The organism is Streptomyces sp. NPDC057438 (genome assembly GCF_042802995.1).
In the GTDB taxonomy this organism is placed as follows: domain Bacteria; phylum Actinomycetota; class Actinomycetes; order Streptomycetales; family Streptomycetaceae; genus Streptomyces.
Genome location: NZ_JBHVDD010000015.1, coordinates 23,882 through 38,877 on the forward strand (window position 1 = coordinate 23,882; position 14,996 = coordinate 38,877).

Annotated in this window: 14 protein-coding genes; 6 read left to right on the top strand and 8 right to left on the bottom strand. The window is 71.4% G+C overall.

Annotation, left to right across the window (positions count from 1 at the left end):
- Positions 1–74: 74 nt before the first annotated feature.
- The 3 genes from ACFU5F_RS11635 to ACFU5F_RS11645 all read right to left on the bottom strand — a co-directional run bounded on the left by ACFU5F_RS11635 (position 75) and on the right by ACFU5F_RS11645 (position 3,550).
- On the bottom strand, positions 75–1,691 hold the full coding sequence (locus tag ACFU5F_RS11635) for a CpaE family protein (RefSeq protein ID WP_383885358.1): 1,617 nt from the start codon (positions 1,689–1,691) through the stop codon (positions 75–77).
- 172 nt (positions 1,692–1,863) lie between these two features.
- Positions 1,864–2,580, bottom strand: coding sequence for a Flp pilus assembly protein CpaB (gene cpaB, locus ACFU5F_RS11640; protein ID WP_383885361.1), 717 nt, complete (start codon positions 2,578–2,580; stop codon positions 1,864–1,866).
- 88 nt (positions 2,581–2,668) lie between these two features.
- Entirely contained in the window at positions 2,669–3,550 is an 882-nt protein-coding gene (locus tag ACFU5F_RS11645; protein ID WP_383885585.1) for a hypothetical protein, read from the bottom strand.
- Between the two features lie 322 nt (positions 3,551–3,872).
- Here ACFU5F_RS11645 and ACFU5F_RS11650 point away from each other — a divergent pair, with 322 nt between their 5' ends.
- From ACFU5F_RS11650 to ACFU5F_RS11660, 3 genes are all read left to right on the top strand, one after another.
- Complete coding sequence (locus ACFU5F_RS11650) at positions 3,873–5,594, top strand: chitinase (RefSeq protein ID WP_383885364.1); 1,722 nt, start codon at positions 3,873–3,875, stop codon at positions 5,592–5,594.
- 100 nt (positions 5,595–5,694) lie between these two features.
- The gene (locus tag ACFU5F_RS11655) at positions 5,695–6,384 is read left to right on the top strand and encodes an RNA polymerase sigma factor (protein WP_383885367.1); all 690 of its coding nucleotides are present in this window, start codon (positions 5,695–5,697) and stop codon (positions 6,382–6,384) included.
- Positions 6,381–7,373: a CU044_5270 family protein gene (locus ACFU5F_RS11660; protein ID WP_383885370.1), complete on the top strand. Its 993-nt coding sequence runs from the start codon at positions 6,381–6,383 to the stop codon at positions 7,371–7,373. Before ACFU5F_RS11655 ends, ACFU5F_RS11660 begins: the two co-directional genes overlap by 4 nt.
- A 1-nt stretch (position 7,374) precedes the next feature.
- Here ACFU5F_RS11660 and ACFU5F_RS11665 read toward each other — a convergent pair whose 3' ends face one another.
- Entirely contained in the window at positions 7,375–7,878 is a 504-nt protein-coding gene (locus ACFU5F_RS11665; RefSeq protein WP_383885372.1) for a hypothetical protein, read from the bottom strand.
- A gap of 159 nt (positions 7,879–8,037) precedes the next feature.
- On the opposite strand from ACFU5F_RS11665, the gene ACFU5F_RS11670 reads away from it, so the two are divergent.
- Both ACFU5F_RS11670 and ACFU5F_RS11675 read left to right on the top strand, forming a co-directional pair.
- Positions 8,038–8,547, top strand: a complete 510-nt coding sequence (locus ACFU5F_RS11670; RefSeq protein ID WP_383885375.1) for a SigE family RNA polymerase sigma factor — start codon at positions 8,038–8,040, stop codon at positions 8,545–8,547.
- A 70-nt stretch (positions 8,548–8,617) separates the two neighbouring features.
- Positions 8,618–9,904, top strand: coding sequence for a hypothetical protein (locus ACFU5F_RS11675; protein WP_383885378.1), 1,287 nt, complete (start codon positions 8,618–8,620; stop codon positions 9,902–9,904).
- Between the two features lie 27 nt (positions 9,905–9,931).
- Here the strand turns inward: ACFU5F_RS11675 and ACFU5F_RS11680 are convergent, their stop codons facing one another.
- Together ACFU5F_RS11680 and ACFU5F_RS11685 are read right to left on the bottom strand one after the other, a co-directional pair.
- On the bottom strand, positions 9,932–11,254 hold the full coding sequence (locus ACFU5F_RS11680) for an Nramp family divalent metal transporter (RefSeq protein ID WP_383885380.1): 1,323 nt from the start codon (positions 11,252–11,254) through the stop codon (positions 9,932–9,934).
- 245 nt (positions 11,255–11,499) lie between these two features.
- Positions 11,500–11,910, bottom strand: coding sequence for an ATP-binding protein (locus ACFU5F_RS11685; RefSeq protein ID WP_383885587.1), 411 nt, complete (start codon positions 11,908–11,910; stop codon positions 11,500–11,502).
- 406 nt (positions 11,911–12,316) lie between these two features.
- Between ACFU5F_RS11685 and ACFU5F_RS11690 the strand changes: the two genes are divergently transcribed.
- Positions 12,317–13,690, top strand: a complete 1,374-nt coding sequence (locus ACFU5F_RS11690) for a M14 family metallopeptidase (RefSeq protein WP_383885383.1) — start codon at positions 12,317–12,319, stop codon at positions 13,688–13,690.
- A gap of 71 nt (positions 13,691–13,761) precedes the next feature.
- On the opposite strand, the gene ACFU5F_RS11695 is transcribed toward ACFU5F_RS11690, so the two are convergent.
- Complete coding sequence (locus ACFU5F_RS11695) at positions 13,762–14,451, bottom strand: hypothetical protein (protein ID WP_383885386.1); 690 nt, start codon at positions 14,449–14,451, stop codon at positions 13,762–13,764.
- A gap of 122 nt (positions 14,452–14,573) precedes the next feature.
- Positions 14,574–14,987, bottom strand: a complete 414-nt coding sequence (locus tag ACFU5F_RS11700; RefSeq protein ID WP_383885389.1) for a RidA family protein — start codon at positions 14,985–14,987, stop codon at positions 14,574–14,576.
- Positions 14,988–14,996: the final 9 nt, after the last annotated feature.

The following is a 14,996-nucleotide window of genomic DNA, read 5'->3' on the forward strand; positions in this document are numbered from 1 at the left end:
CAGTGCGTGGATCGTCCGGCGTGCGGAGGTCGTCCGGCGTGCGCGGATGGTTCGGCGTGGCTGGGTCGGGGCGGTCATTGGGGGTCTCCCTCCAGGGCCGCGCCTGCCTCGCCGTTGACGGTCCAGCCTGCGTCGAAGCCAGGGAAGAAGAGGGGGACGGTGGCCTGGACCTCGGCTCGCATGACGGTGCCCGCGGGGGCGCAGTCGATGGCGGTGTCGGCCCAGGCGCCCGGGAGGTTCTGGGTGCCGGCGGCCTCGCAGGCGGCGGCCACGTCGCCGTCGACCGCGTAGGCGGCGGTGGCGGCGCGGGCGGCCTCGTCGGCGGCGTTGCCGGCGAGGGAGTAGGTGTAGCCGTAGAGGGCGGCCTGCCAGAGGATCGTCATGGTGATCAGGAGCAGGGGGAACATGCCGGCGAATTCGAGGGTCACCGAGCCCCGGTCCCCGCCCTTGCGGCGCAGGACCAGGGCGCCGCGGTCGGAGGTGGACCTGCGGCGGCGGCCGCTGTGGCCGTGTTCCGGTGCGGCGACCAGTTCCAGTTCCCCGGCGAGGGCCCAGATGGCCTGTTTGACGGTCGAGCGGGCGTCGAGGTCCTGGAGGCGGCCCGCGTCGACGACGGACTGGAGTTCCTTGAAGGCGGCGGGGACGGCGGCGCGGGCCACCTTGGTGCCGGTGACCTTCTCGACCAGGGAGGGCTGGATCTCCGTGGCGCGGGACAGGCGGTTGACGACCGTCAGGGTCTCCTCGGCCTTGCGGATCTGGAGGCGGTCCCAGAGGCGGACCATCCGTTTCGCGGCGCGTACCGCGATCACGTCCGGGGTGACCAGCAGGAGGGCGTGGTCGGCCATCTCCACGGCCGCCGCCGTGGCCGCGGTCATCTGCGAGCCGCAGTCGACGATCACCACGTCGTGCCGGGAGCGGAGCGTGGCCACCACCTGGCGGGCCACCCGGTCCGTCACCTCCTCGCCGCGCTCGCCCTCGGCGGGGGCCAGGAGGAGGGCGATACCGGTGTCGTGGGCGTAGACCGCCTCCTGGAGGACACGGGGGTTGAGGTCCGTGATGCCGGCCAGGTCGGCGACCGAGCGGCGGAACTGCACGTCCAGGTACGAGGCGACGTCGCCCGACTGGAGATCGAGGTCGAGGAGGGCGACCGTACGGCCGGACGCGCGGGCGGCGAGCGCGAGGTGCACGGCGGTGACCGTGGCACCCACTCCGCCCTTGGCGCCGCTGACCGTGACGACGGTGCCGCCGGGGCCGGTGTACAGCTCGGGTGTGGGGCTGCCGAGGTGGCGGCGCATACCGGCCGACCAGGCGGCGGCGGCCTGGACGCGTTCGGCGAGGGCCTCGTAGGACAGGGGCAGGTTGACGATGCCGCGGGCGCCGGAGTCCATGGCGGCGGTGAGGACGCCGGTGCTGGTGTCGGAGGTGACGAGGACGACGCCGACGGCCGGGAAGCGCAGGACGAGATCGCGGACCAGGTCCAGCGCCGGTACGGGGCCGATGCGTTCGTGGACGAGCACCACCTCCGGCAGTTCGTCCAGGGAGTCGGCGGCCAGCCGCGCCAGGGTGTCCAGCAGGGCGGTGGAGTCGGACACGTGGGGTGCCGGTTCGGCGTCGGCCAGCTGACCGAGCAGGGTGGTGAGGGCGCGGGCCGAGTCCAGGTCCCCGGCGGCGGGGAGGATGCGGATGGTCATCGGCGGATCCCCGTTCCGTTCGCGGACGTGCGCGGCTCGGCGGCTCCGCACCGGCCGGGTGCGCTCGTGTGCCGTGCCCCCAGGAGCATGCCCACCCGCATCGGCGTTCGACGCACCCTCGTTCGCGACTTCCCCGTGCGGACGTTCCGGACCGACCTCATCACGGGGCCTCCTACTTGTCCTCGTCGAGGGTGTACGAACGGTCGTCCGGCACGACGACGGTGGCCTCGCCGCCCCCCACGAGGGCGAGCCGGACGTGCTCGGCGAACGACTCGGCGAACGCGACGCGCTGGGCGTCGGCGGTGTCGAGGGCGAAGGTGATCGGGACGGCCTCGGTGGCCGTGCGCCGACGGTCGCTGCTGGACTGGCCGGATTCCAGGGGGGTCAACCTGCCGACGTCGATGACGCGGGCGTCGGTGACCATCAGCTTGGACGTGTCCTTCTTGGAGTCGCTGTCCTTCTCCTCGAAGGTGGCGTAGATGTTGACCCGCGAACCCGGGTTGATCTTCCCCGCCACACCGGTGGACGCGTCGATCAGGATCGCGATCTCCTGCTGTCCGGCTTCGAGTTCCGGCCGGTCGACGATCATGTCGGACTGGAGCAGGGAGCCCTTGCGCAGCTGGGTGACGGCGATCTTGCCGCGGAGCTCCGACAGATCGGTGACGGCGGTCCCGGACAGCCACCGCTCGGGCATCGAGATCCTCTCGAACTGGTCCGCCGTCAGCTCCTTGTAGGGTGCGATGTCGCCCTTGAGCCGGTACGCGGTCACCTCGGGCCCGACCTTCGCGTTCACGTCCCGGATCACCGAGAGCACCCCGGCGAAGGCGGCCAGGGCGCACAGGGCCGAGAGGACCAGCAGGATGACGCCGCGGCGCTGGCGTGAGTTCACCGATTCTCACCTCGTGGGGATGTGCCGGGCAGTTCAGCGGGCCTGCTGTCTCCGCATGCTCGCGGGCTGTGGAGTTGTCGTACGGCTGTCATACGGCCCCTCGGGGAAGGGCCTCGCGGGCCGCGTCGGCGGGGGGTTCCGGTTCCCGTAACGGGGCCGCGCAGAATCCGCAGCGGTCGCCGATGAGTTCGAGGCCGCACCAGTGGCACGTCTCACGGCGTACGGACGACACGAGCTGGTAGAGCACGGAGACGTCCGAGAGTCCGGCGGCGAACTCGACGAGCTTGCCGGTCCCCCACCAGCGCACCGACTCCTCGGGCAGCGGCACCGGCAGGGACCCCTGGACCTGCCAGTCCGGGGCGAGCGTCGCGGTGACCCAGTCGGAGGGCGGCTGCGGCCCCTGTGCGACGAGCAGCCGGGTGCCGAACTCGGGTCCGGCGAGGGGTTCCTGGCCGGTGGCGTCGAGCCGGACGAGCTGGGGCCTGGGGTTGGCCAGGACGGCGAACCGGGCGCCCGGCAGCCAGGACTTGGCGTGCGACTTCAGCGAGACCGGCACCCGGTCGAGCTTGGCGACGGAGCCGAGGAGGGCGCCGGCGTAGATGTAGTGCGCGAGGAGGCGTACGGAGGAGGCGAGGACTCCCGGGCTGAAGTCGCAGGCGGAGAGCTGCCGCAACTGCTGGGCCAGCAGGGCGAGGCCGAGCGGGGGCAGGTCCACGCCGAGCAGGGCGATGCGGTCGCTCTCCAGCACGGAACGGACCGTGTGCAGCCGCCGGGTGAGGGCCGGCGGGCCGGAGGCCGAGTGCAGGGCGATGACATAGCCGTGCTGCTCGATCAGCGCGTGCATGCCGAACAGGGAGGCTTCGAGGGTCTCCTGCGGCTGGACGACCGCGGGCGGGGTCTGCCGGTCGTGCGAGGGGAGCACCAGGCCGGAACTGGTGACGGCTATCGCGGTCGGCACGCTGCACACCACCCCGTTCGCTGCGGCGGGGTGGTCGCCCACCGCCTCAGCTGGCCCCTGTGAGGAGCGGCGTTCTGCCCGCCGCCCCTCCTGCATCCTCTTGCATCAGCACCATATCCACGGCATGGCCAGATCAACACCGGATCTCCTTGATCAACTCACGGAAGGTGCGGGCCGTATCCACACAGAGTGAGACGCATATGCCTCAACTCGGCAGGTGGAGAAGCCGGTTGGGGCACCCGTACGGGTGAACGACTTCCGGCCGGGAGTATTGACAACCCAATTGGTCTGGACCAGCGTACCGGGCATGGTCAGACACGGAAGACGCATACGCATGCGGACGAAAGCGCAGGGGCGGACACGGGGGCGGACTCGCCTCCGGCCGGGAGCCGTCACCACGGCCCTCGTCACCGCCCTCGCCCTCGGTCTCTCGCTCGTCGGCGCCGGACAGGCGTCCGCCGCCGACATCAACAACGTCAGGAACGCCGGATTCGAGTCGGGGCTCAGCGACTGGAACTGCTCGGCGGGCAGCGGCGGCGCCGTCACCTCCCCCGTGCACGGCGGTACGGCCGCGCTGCGGGCGACCCCGGCCGGGCAGGACAACGCCCGCTGCACCCAGACCGTGGCCGTCCGGCCCGGCTCGACGTACACGCTCAGCGCCTGGGTGCGCGGCGGGTACGCCTACCTGGGCGCGAGCGGCACCGGCACGACCGACGTCTCGACGTGGACCCCGGACTCGGCGGCCTGGAAACAGCTGTCGACGACCTTCACCACGGGCTCCTCGACGACCTCGGTGACGGTCCACACGCACGGCTGGTACGGGCAGGCCGCGTACTACGCCGACGACGTGTCCCTCTTCGGCCCGGACGGCGGCGGTGGCGGCGACCAGCCGCCCACCGTCCCGTCGGTCCCGGCCGGGGTGACGGTGTCGGGCTCGACCTCCTCCTCGGTGTCCCTGGCCTGGAACCCGGTCGCGGGCGTCACGGGCTACCACGTCTACCGGGGCGGGACGAAGGTCCAGTCGGTGACCGGCACGTCGGCGACGGTGACGGGGCTCGCGGCCTCCACCTCGTACACCTTCCAGGTGACGGCGGCGAACTCGGCCGGCGAGTCGGCGCGTTCGGCGACCGTGACCGGGACGACGACGGCGCCCCCGGGCGGTGGCACGGGTCTCCCGAAGCACGCCGTGACCGGGTACTGGCAGAACTTCGACAACGGGGCCGCCGTCCAGAAGCTGTCGGACGTGCAGGCGGGTTACGACATCATCGCCGTGGCCTTCGCGGACGCCACCGCCACGCCGGGCGCGGTGACCTTCGACCTCGACTCGGCCGGGCTCGACGGCTACACCGACGACCAGTTCAAGGCGGACGTCCGGGCCAAGCAGGCGGCCGGCAAGAAGGTCATCATCTCGGTCGGCGGTGAGCGCGGCACGGTGACGGTGAACGACTCCGCCTCCGCGACGAACTTCGCGAACTCGGTGCACGACCTGATGCGGACGTACGGCTTCGACGGCGTCGACATCGACCTGGAGAACGGGCTGAACGCGACCTGGATGACACAGGCGTTGCGGTCGCTGTCGGCGAAGGCGGGCCCGTCGCTGGTCATCACGATGGCGCCGCAGACCATCGACATGCAGTCGACGTCGAACGCGTACTTCCGGACCGCACTGAACGTCCAGGACATCCTGACCGTCGTCAACATGCAGTACTACAACAGCGGTTCCATGCTGGGCTGCGACGGCAAGGTCTACAGCCAGGGGTCGGTGGACTTCCTCACCGCCCTCGCCTGCATCCAGCTGGAGGGCGGCCTCGCTCCGTCGCAGGTGGGTCTGGGTCTACCGGCCTCGACACGGGGTGCGGGCAGCGGGTACGTCCCGCCGGCCGTGGTGACCAACGCCCTCGACTGTCTGACCCGCGCCACGAACTGCGGTTCCTTCAAGCCGCCGCGGACGTACCCCGACCTGCGGGGCGCGATGACCTGGTCGACCAACTGGGACGCCACGGCGGGCAACGCGTGGTCGAACGCGGTGGGGCCGCACGTGCACGGGTTGCCGTAGGCGGCCGGTGGTGACCCGCGCCCGACTGTGGCGCGGGTCACCGGAACCTCTCCCGCCGCCCGGAGAGACATGGGTGTGAGGTGGGAGAGGTGCATACGAGATGAGTGACCCCGAGCGGGCACCGGCGGAGGCGGAGTCCTCGGTCCGGGCGCGGATCCGGGCGGGCGACCGGGATGCCTTCGCGGAGATCTACGACGCGTACGCGCGGGCCGTCTACAACCACGCCTACCGGCTGACCGGTGACTGGTCGACGGCCGAGGAGGTGATGGCGGACACCTTCCTCGACGCCTGGCGCGCCCGGCGGCGGCTGGAGCCGGACGGCGGCTCGCTGAAGCCATGGCTGCTGGGCATGGCGACCAACAAGGCCCGCAACGCCAACCGCGGTCTCGCGCGCCGCCTGGCGTTCCTGGCCCGCCGGCCCGCCCCGCCCCCGGTGGCCGACTTCGCCGACGAGTCCGCCGGGCGGCTGGACGACGCCCGCCGGCTCGCGGCCGTACGCCAGGTGTACGGCCGACTGCGGCGCGCGGAGCGGGAGGTGCTGGCGCTGTGCGTGTGGGCCGGCCTCGACTACGGGCAGGCTGCCGAGGCGCTGGGTGTGCCGGTGGGGACCGTGCGGTCGCGGCTCTCACGGGCCCGCGCGCGGTTGACCCGTCTCACCGACGAACGGCTGCGCGCCGAGCGTGCCGAGCACGCGAAAGACACGGAACCCGGGCGCCGTCGCGGAGAGGTGCAGGGCGAGGCCGTGTTCGCGGCCCGTCCGCTCAAGGAGATCCAGGAGGGAACCCGATGAACGAGGAGCCGGCCCGACTGCTGCCGTCCCCGCCCGAACGGGACGTCCCGCCTGATCGCCTCGCCCACCACAAGGACCGTTTGATGCGACTCATCGACGACGCCCCGGCCACGACACCCGCCGCACCGCGGAGGCGGGTTCCCACACTGCCCCGCCCGGCGCTGTGGCTGCCCGCCGCCGCGCTGACCCTGGCCGGGGTGCTGACCCTCGGCCTGGTCACGACCACGGACTCCGGCGACGGCCCGCGGCCCTCCGACGGCGGGAGCGCCGTCGTCCTGCTCGACCGGATCGCCGACGTCGCCGCGCGGACGGAGGTCGAGCCGGTCCGCGACGACCAGCTGGTCTACGTCAGGAGCCTGACGGCCGGGGCGGAGGCCGTGGAGGACGGCCCGTACCGGCCCGGGAAGCTGCACCGGCGGGAGGTGTGGGTGTCGCAGGAGCCGGGCCCGGTGAAGCAGCTGGCCCTGCACTACGAGGACGGTGCCTACTCCCCGCTCCGGGAGCTGCTGCCGCCGGGATCGCCCGGCGTCCCCGCCGGGATCGACCGCCCCACCTACCGGTGGCTGGCCTCCCTGCCCACCGACCCCGACGACCTGCTGGCGGAGCTGTACCGCCTGACCAGGACCTGGAAGGGCGAGGAGAAGGCGCAGGCCGTCTTCGACCGGATCGGCGGACTGCTCGGCGAGACGGTCATGCCCCCGAGGACCGCCGCCGCGCTCTACGAGGCCGCCGCGAGGATCCCCGGGGTGACCCGTACCGACGACGCGGTCGACCCCGCCGGACGTCGTGGCGTCGGCATCCGCCGCGTCGACGCGCGCGCCAGGTGGGCCACCGAGTGGGTCTTCGACCGGGACACCCTCGCGTACCTCGGCGAACGCAGCCGGCTCACGGCGGACGGCCCGATGGGCACCAGGGGCACGGTCCTGAGCGAGACCGCGGTCCTGGAGCGGGCCGTCGTCGACGAGTACCGCGAGCGGCCGGGTTCGTAGGTCATCCCCTCGGGCGGTAGTGGCCGAGGACCTGGGCCAGGTGGGCGAACCACTGGTGGAGGCGTTCGCGCGGCTTGGCCTCGACCGAGCACTCGAAGAAGGTGCCGTCGGCGTGGATCACGGCGACCATGAGGGCCTTGCCGTTGCCGCTCGCCTTGTAGTGGACGCTGCGGATCTCGGGCCACGGGAAGTCGACGGAGACCCCGTGGTCCTCGAAGGCGACACCACCGGCGTCGACGACGACGGAGTTGTGACGGTCGACGGCCATGAACTCCGGCCCCTGCGACGGCCCCTCGCCCACGGGCGGCTGGGGGTAGGGCTGCCCGTACGGCTGCTGCGGCTGGGCGTAGGGCTGGGGCGGCTGCCCGTACGGCTGCGGTGGACCGGGCGGCGTGGGCGGGGGCGTGTACGGCGGGGGCGGGGGGCCGAAGCCCGGCCGGTCCCCCGGCGGCGTCCACGGCCGCGCCGGCGGTGGCGGCTGGTGCCCCTGCTCGGACTGCTCCATGACTGATCGTCCCCCTGCCCCGTGCTGATGCTCGTACGGCACCGTATCCCTCACCCACCCGTGAAACATTCCCCGGAGGCCACCGCATCAAGGGAGTGAGAGGCGGCGGAGCGAAGAAGCGGCCTGGGCCCACACGAGCTCGTTCAGGGGGAGCAGGAGATGAGACAAGTCCGCGCGGACGGATACCAGGAGTTCGCGGCGGCGCGCGCGGGGCATCTGTACCGGTCCGCATGTCTGCTCACCGGCGGGGACACCCATCTCGCCGAGGACCTCGTCCAGGAGACGCTCGGGCGGTTGTATGTGAAGTGGGGGCGGGTGCGGCGGGCGGAGAACCCGGCCGGGTACGCGCAGACCGTGCTGACCAGGACCTTCCTCGCCCACCGCAGGCGGCGCAGCAGCGGGGAACGGGCCACCGATGTACTCCCGGACGTGCCCGCCGCACCTGGATCCGACTCGTCGCTGCGGCTCACCCTCGTCGAGGCGCTGGCCCAACTGCCGCCCAAGGACCGGGCAGTGGTCGTCCTGCGGTACTGGGAGGACCGGTCCATCGAGGAGACCGCGACGGCGATGAACACCAGTTCGGCGGCCGTGCGCACCCGGTGCGTCCGCGCCCTCGCCCGGCTGCGCGCCCTGCTCGGGGACACGATCGGTGAGTACGCCACCCCCTGAGCAACCCCGCCGGATGCCGGCGGCACGCACGCCCACAGTCACACCCCACTCCGAGAAACGGTGGTTCGTCATGCCCCTGGACCAGCACGCAGACCCCTTCGAGGAAAGGCTCGGCGACGCCCTGCGCCGAGCCGGCGACGGCTTCGAGACCGAGGGACACACCCTGGTCGACGGCGGAGCCGCACGCGGCCGGCGGCGGCTGTTCCGGCGCCGGGCGGCGATGCTGGGCGGCGTCGCCGGGATCGCGCTGGTCGCCGTGGGCGGGGCGGTGCTGCTCCCCGGTGCCGGAGGCGGCAGCGGGAAGCAGTCCGTGGCGGCGGAGCGGTCCGGTGAGCCGGAGGTCAGGGACGACGACGGCAAGGTGTCCGGCGCCCAGCTCGTCGAGCGGCTCAAGGATCTGCTGCCGGAGGGGAGGCTGAGCGGGGAGTCCGCGCGCGGCACGGGCGCGGAGGAGGGGCCGTACGCACGGGTCGTGTACGACGACGGAGAAGGCGCGTCGGCGGTACAGCTGGCGCTCGGGCGGGTCGACCCCGACAGCGAGCAGGCCCGGCAGCTGACGGCCTGCCCCGACAAGGCGGCCGTCAGGTACGACTCCTGCACGGAGAGCACCCGGCCGGACGGCTCGCGCCTGATGCTCTTCCAGGGGTACGAGTACCCCGACCGACGCGTGGACACCAGACACTGGTACGCGCAGCTGGTCGACCCGGAAGGGTTCGAGGTGAGCGTCATGGAGTGGAACGCCGAGGCGCAGAAGGACGCGCCGGTCACCCGTGCCGAACCTCCGCTGTCCGTCGCCGCTCTGCGGGCGATCGTGACGGAGCCGCAGTGGCGCGAGGTCGTCGATGCCATCCCCGAGGACGAGGCGGAGGACGGGGACAGGCAGCCGTCGTCGACGGAGAAGCCCCGGACCGGTCCCGTCGACGCTCCGACGGTGGACGGTCTCGCCATCCGGAAGACGCTCCTCGGGCTCCTCCCGGAGGGGGTCCGCACCGTCGAGGAGGGCAATCAGGAGTCGGACTTCGCCCATGTCGTCCTCGACGACGGCAAGGGGCGGAGCCTGGTGCAGATCAATGTGCAGCCGGGGATGGCGGACCTCGCGGACTCGCTGTTCGACGCGGACGCCGAGACCCTGCCCGACGGCACGAAGGTCGCCACTCGGCAGGAGCCCGGCGAGAAGGGCGGCGAGGGGGTCGTGAGGTGGACCGTGGACACGCTCCGCACCGACGGGCTGCGGGTCGTGATCAGCGCCTTCAACTCCGGCGCCCAGCACACGGCCGCGACCCGCGAGACCCCCGCGCTCACCGTGGCGCAGCTGAAGGAGATCGCCACCAGCGGGACCTGGAGGACGATCGGCTAGCCGGTCCCGCCGCTCCTCACAGCGGGGTCAGAAGAAGTCCGCCCACGGCTGGTCCCAGATCTGCTTCACGGCCAGGACCAGGAACAGCAGGCCCGCGAGGGCCAGCATCGTGTTGCTGAGGACGCCGTTGCGCCATTGGCTCGGGGTGCGGGAGGAGTTGAGGAGCCACAGGAGGGTGGCGGCGAGGAAGGGGAGGAAGGCCGCGCCGAGGACGCCGTAGAGGATGATCAGGCGGAACGGCTGGCCCTGGAAGAGCAGGACGATGGGCGGGAAGGTCAGCCAGAGCAGGTAGGCGCGGAACGGCCAGGACTTCTCGCGCCGGCCGGAGGCGACCTCCTCACCCGTCACCGCCGCCTTGCGGCGGAAGCGCTCCACGAAGTCCGCGAACATCAGGCTCACGCCGTGCCAGACGCCGATGAGGGAGGTGTACGAGGTGGCGAAGAAGCCGATCAGGAAGAACTTGGCGGTGGCCGTGCCGTACTCGTCGGCCAGGATGTCGCCGAGCTGGATGAGGCCCTTGTCGCCGGAGGCGAGGGCGATGTTCGCGGAGTGCAGCAGTTCGGCGCCGACGAAGAGCATCGAGATCACGAAGATGCCGGTGGTGATGTACGCGACCCGGTTGTCGAGGCGCATGATCTTCATCCAGCCGGTGTTCGTCCAGCCCTTGGCGTTGACCCAGTAGCCGTACGCGGCGAGTGTGATCGTGCCGCCGACGCCGCCGATCAGACCGAGGGTGTTGAGGATCGAGTCCTTCTCGTCGGGCAGCACGGGCAGGAGCCCGGCGAAGGCGTCCGCGAGGTTGGGGGTGACCCTGATCGCCAGGTAGACGGTGACGACGAACATGACGCCCACGAGGACCGTCATGACCTTCTCGAAGATCTCGTACTTGTTGAACCAGACGAAGACCAGACCGCTCAGGCCGCACAGGACGGCCCACCACGTGAGGTCCATGACGTCCGGGAACAGCGCCTGCAGGGGCAGGGCGCTGGAGGACATCGCGGCCGCGCCGTACACGAAGCCCCAGATCACGACGTAGACGACGAAGAACCACGTCGTCCAGCGGCCGAGGCTCGCCCAGCCGTCGAAGAGGGTGCGGCCGGTGGACAGGTGCCAGCGGCCGGCCGCCTCGGCGAGGGAGATCTTGACGAGGCAGCCGATGACGGCCGCCCACAGCAGGGTGTAACCGAAGTTGCTGCCCGCGATCAGTGTCGCGACGAGGTCACCGGCGCCGACACCGGTCGCGGCGACGACGATGCCGGGGCCGATGTACTTCCAGCTGGATGCGCGGGGTGGGGGGTTGGGGCCGGATGGTGCGGGGGTGTCAGTGGGGTTTCCCGTGGTGTCCGCCATGCAGGTCAAGAAACCCCAAAGCTCCCGCCCGGACAAGAGGGCCTCCCCCGCCCTTCAGGAGCGCGGACAACCACACGGTCCCGCCCCCTCACAGGCGTGGACAACCACGCGGCCGCGCCCCTCAAGGGGCGGGGGGAACTGCGCGACCAGCCACGACGAACCGGCGGACGAACGACAACCCGAGCCCCCACCGAACGGCGGCCCCGGCAACCCATAGCCACCGAAGCCGCCGACCCAGCGGAGCGCTACGGCTGTCGCCGACCGCAGCCGTCCGACCCGCAGGTGCCGAGCTCGAACCACACGGTCTTGCCCGGCCCGTCCTGGTGGCAGCCCCATCGTCCGGCCAGCGCGTCCACCAGGAACATCCCCCTGCCGCTCTCCGATATCTCCGTCGTCGCCCGGCGCACCCGGGGCGGGCGGCCGTCCGCGTCCGACACCTCACAGCGCAGGACGCCGTGCGCGGCCGACAGAGTGAGCTTCAGCCGGCTCTCCGCGTGCACGAGCGCGTTGGTGACCAGCTCGCTCACCAGCAGCTCCGCCGTGTCGGTCTGGTCGAGCAGTCCCCATCCCTCCAGCTGCCGGCGCACCTGTGCGCGGGCCTGTGCGGCGGCGGTGGGACGGGGGTCGTACTCGACGCTCAAGTGGCCCGCACCCATGGGCGGTTGGGGGTACGAGGCGAAATGGGGGCCGGAATCCGGAAGGAGGCCCCCGGAGCGATGCAGCATGTCTCCAGGGTTGCCGCCGTACGTACGCGGCACACGGGGAGGATTACCCGTTTCCGGCTCTGCATATACCTGTTTCCTGCCTAATTACGTCCACAATGAGGGGCTTATGACACCTATTCACCCCTACGCGGTCGTGCGCGGCTTACGCGCCCGTCGGCCACCCTCCCACTCTTGACCTGGTCATGCCAGAGCCGCACCATGAGCGCCACACCCGCACGAGGGCCCGCCGGACGCCCCCAGGTCGTCGCCAGGCCCGAGGCACGTCGCAAGGATCCACCCCCCGCTCCACTCCCCGCTTCCGGAGACCCCGGAATTCCTGGAGAACAGAGGAGACTTCATGCGACTCCGCATACGCGGCAGATCGGCCAGGCCCGACGGCACGGGCAGGAGATCGGGCCGCCGCACCGCCGGCCTCGCCACCCTGCTGGCCCTCGCCCTCGCCGCCCCGGTCGCCGCGACGACCACGGACGCGACGGCGACCAGCGCCGAGCGGCCCAGGGCCTCGGCGGACGACATCCGCCAGTACGAGGTGCACATGCACTCGGACAGCAAGTCCCGCACGGCGCTGCAACAGGCCGGCGTGACCGTGGACGACGCCGACGACCACTCGGTCTTCGTCTCCGGACGCGCGGACCAGATCAAGAAGCTGCGGCAGCAGGGCTACGAGATCACCCGGCTCGGCGCGGCACCGGACCGCTCGAACGGCGAGGACGACGTACGCCTCTTCGACTTCCCGTCCGCCGACTCCCGCTACCACAACTACGCGGAGATGACGAACGAGATCAACTCCGTGGTCGCGGCGAACAGTTCGATCGCCAGCCAGCGGGTGATCGGCACGACGTACCAGGGCCGGAACATCGTCGCCATCAAGATCAGCGACAACGTCGGCTCGGACGAGGCCGAGCCCGAGGTGCTGTTCACCCACCACCAGCACGCCCGTGAGCACCTCACCGTGGAGATGGCGCTCTACCTGCTCAACGAGCTGACCTCCGACTACGGGACCGACTCCCGCGTCACCAACATGGTGAACAACCGCGAGATCTGGATCATCCCGGACATCAACCCGGACGGCGGCGAGTACGACGTCGCCACCGGCTCGTACCGCTCGTGGCGCAAGAACCGGCAGCCCAACAGCGGTTCGTCGGCCGTCGGCACCGACCTCAACCGCAACTGGAACTACCGCTGGGGCTGCTGCGGCGGCTCGTCCGGGTCGACGTCCTCGGACACCTACCGGGGTCCGGCCGCCGAGTCGGCGCCCGAGGTGAAGGTCGTCGCGAACTTCGTGCGCAGCCGGGTCGTCGGCGGGGTCCAGCAGATCAGGACCGGCATCGACTTCCACACCTACAGCGAGCTGGTGCTGTGGCCGTTCGGGTACACCACCGCCAACACCACGACCGGGATGACGGCGGACGACCGCAACGCCTTCGCGACGGTCGGCCAGAAGATGGCCGCGAGCAACGGGTACACGCCCGAGCAGTCCAGTGACCTCTACATCACGGACGGGTCGATCGACGACTGGCTGTGGGGCAACCAGAAGATCTTCGGATACACGTTCGAGATGTATCCGGGGTCGGCGTCGGGCGGCGGGTTCTACCCGCCCGACGAGGTGATCGCCCGCGAGACCTCGCGCAACCGTGACGCGGTGCTGCAGCTGCTGGAGAACTCGGACTGCATGTACCGGTCGATCGGCAAGGAGGCGCAGTACTGCTAGCCGTGACGTTCGTCCGGTGAGGGGGAGCCGCGGGACCGCCGAGGTGGCGGGTCCCGCGGCTCCCCGTCGCCCTACGGGGTGCTGTCCCCGGCCTCCGCCTCGTCGGAACCGCGGTCACCCTCGTCACCGCGGTCACTCGCGTCACCGCGGTCACCCTGGTCGTCGTCGAAGTACGCGTCCAGGACCTCGTCGATCTGCTTCTCCCAGACCGCGTGCTCCGACTTGGCCTTGGCCTCGATCTCCAGGAAGTACCAGCGGCGGTCGGGGGTGTGGACCGTGATCGTGAAACGCTTGCCGAAGCGGGGGGACTCCGTCTCGACCGCGCCGATCTCGTCCCAGCCGAAGTCGCACTCCTGGTCGTCCAGGCGCAGCCGTACGCCACGGCTGTCGGCGGTGATCCTCGCGCGGCGGTCGGAGGCCTCGAAGACCGGGCCGTCGGCCGGATCGTCCGTGCCGTCCGCGTCGTCCTTTTCGTCCCCGGCGTCTGCCGTGTCCTGCTCGGCCATGTCGTCGGCCGCCGCGTCCGTGTCGGCCTCGGCGGGTGCCTTGCCGAGGGACGGCTTCGGCGCCGCGGCGACGGCCGGCTCGTTCCGCTCCGGGGCAGCCTCGTCCGGCTCGACGGGCTCCGTCGGCTTGATGTCCTCCGGCTCCTCCTGCTTCTCCTTCTTCACGGACACCGGTGCCGTGAGTCCGGGGATGTGCGACGGGTCGACCGCGGCGGCGGCCAGGGGCTGGTTGTTCGAACCGATGCGCTGCTCCACAGCGGGCAGTATGGTCGACGATCCTGTGCCGGGGACAGTCGGGCCGGGCATATGTCCGTATCTGGATTTCCAGACCCCGCCCCGCCGCCCCGTGCCATCCGGACACGTCCGTACGAACGGGCTCAGGACGGGTCCAGGACCGCCAGTGCGTCGATCTCGATCAGGAGGCCGGCCGGGAGGCCCACGTACACCGTCGTGCGGGCCGCCGGGACCGCGGTGAGGTGTTCCTCGAAGTACGCGTTGTAGAGCGCGTTCATCTCGGCGAAGTGGTCCACGTCGGTGAGGTAGACGCGGATCATCATCACGTCGTCCCAGGTGGCGCCGCCCTCCTCCAGGATCGCCCGGACGTTGGCGAGGGTCTGGAGGGTCTGTTCGCGCAGGGTGGGGCCGGCGGGGGTGGGGGGCTCGCCCTCGACGGCCGGGAGGAAGCCGACCTGCCCGGCGACCTGGAGGATGTTGCCCTTCCGTACGCCGTGGGAGAACTTCGCCGGGGGTGTGGTGTGAGTCCTGGGGGTGAGGGCGATCTTGTCGGTCATCGGGGGTCC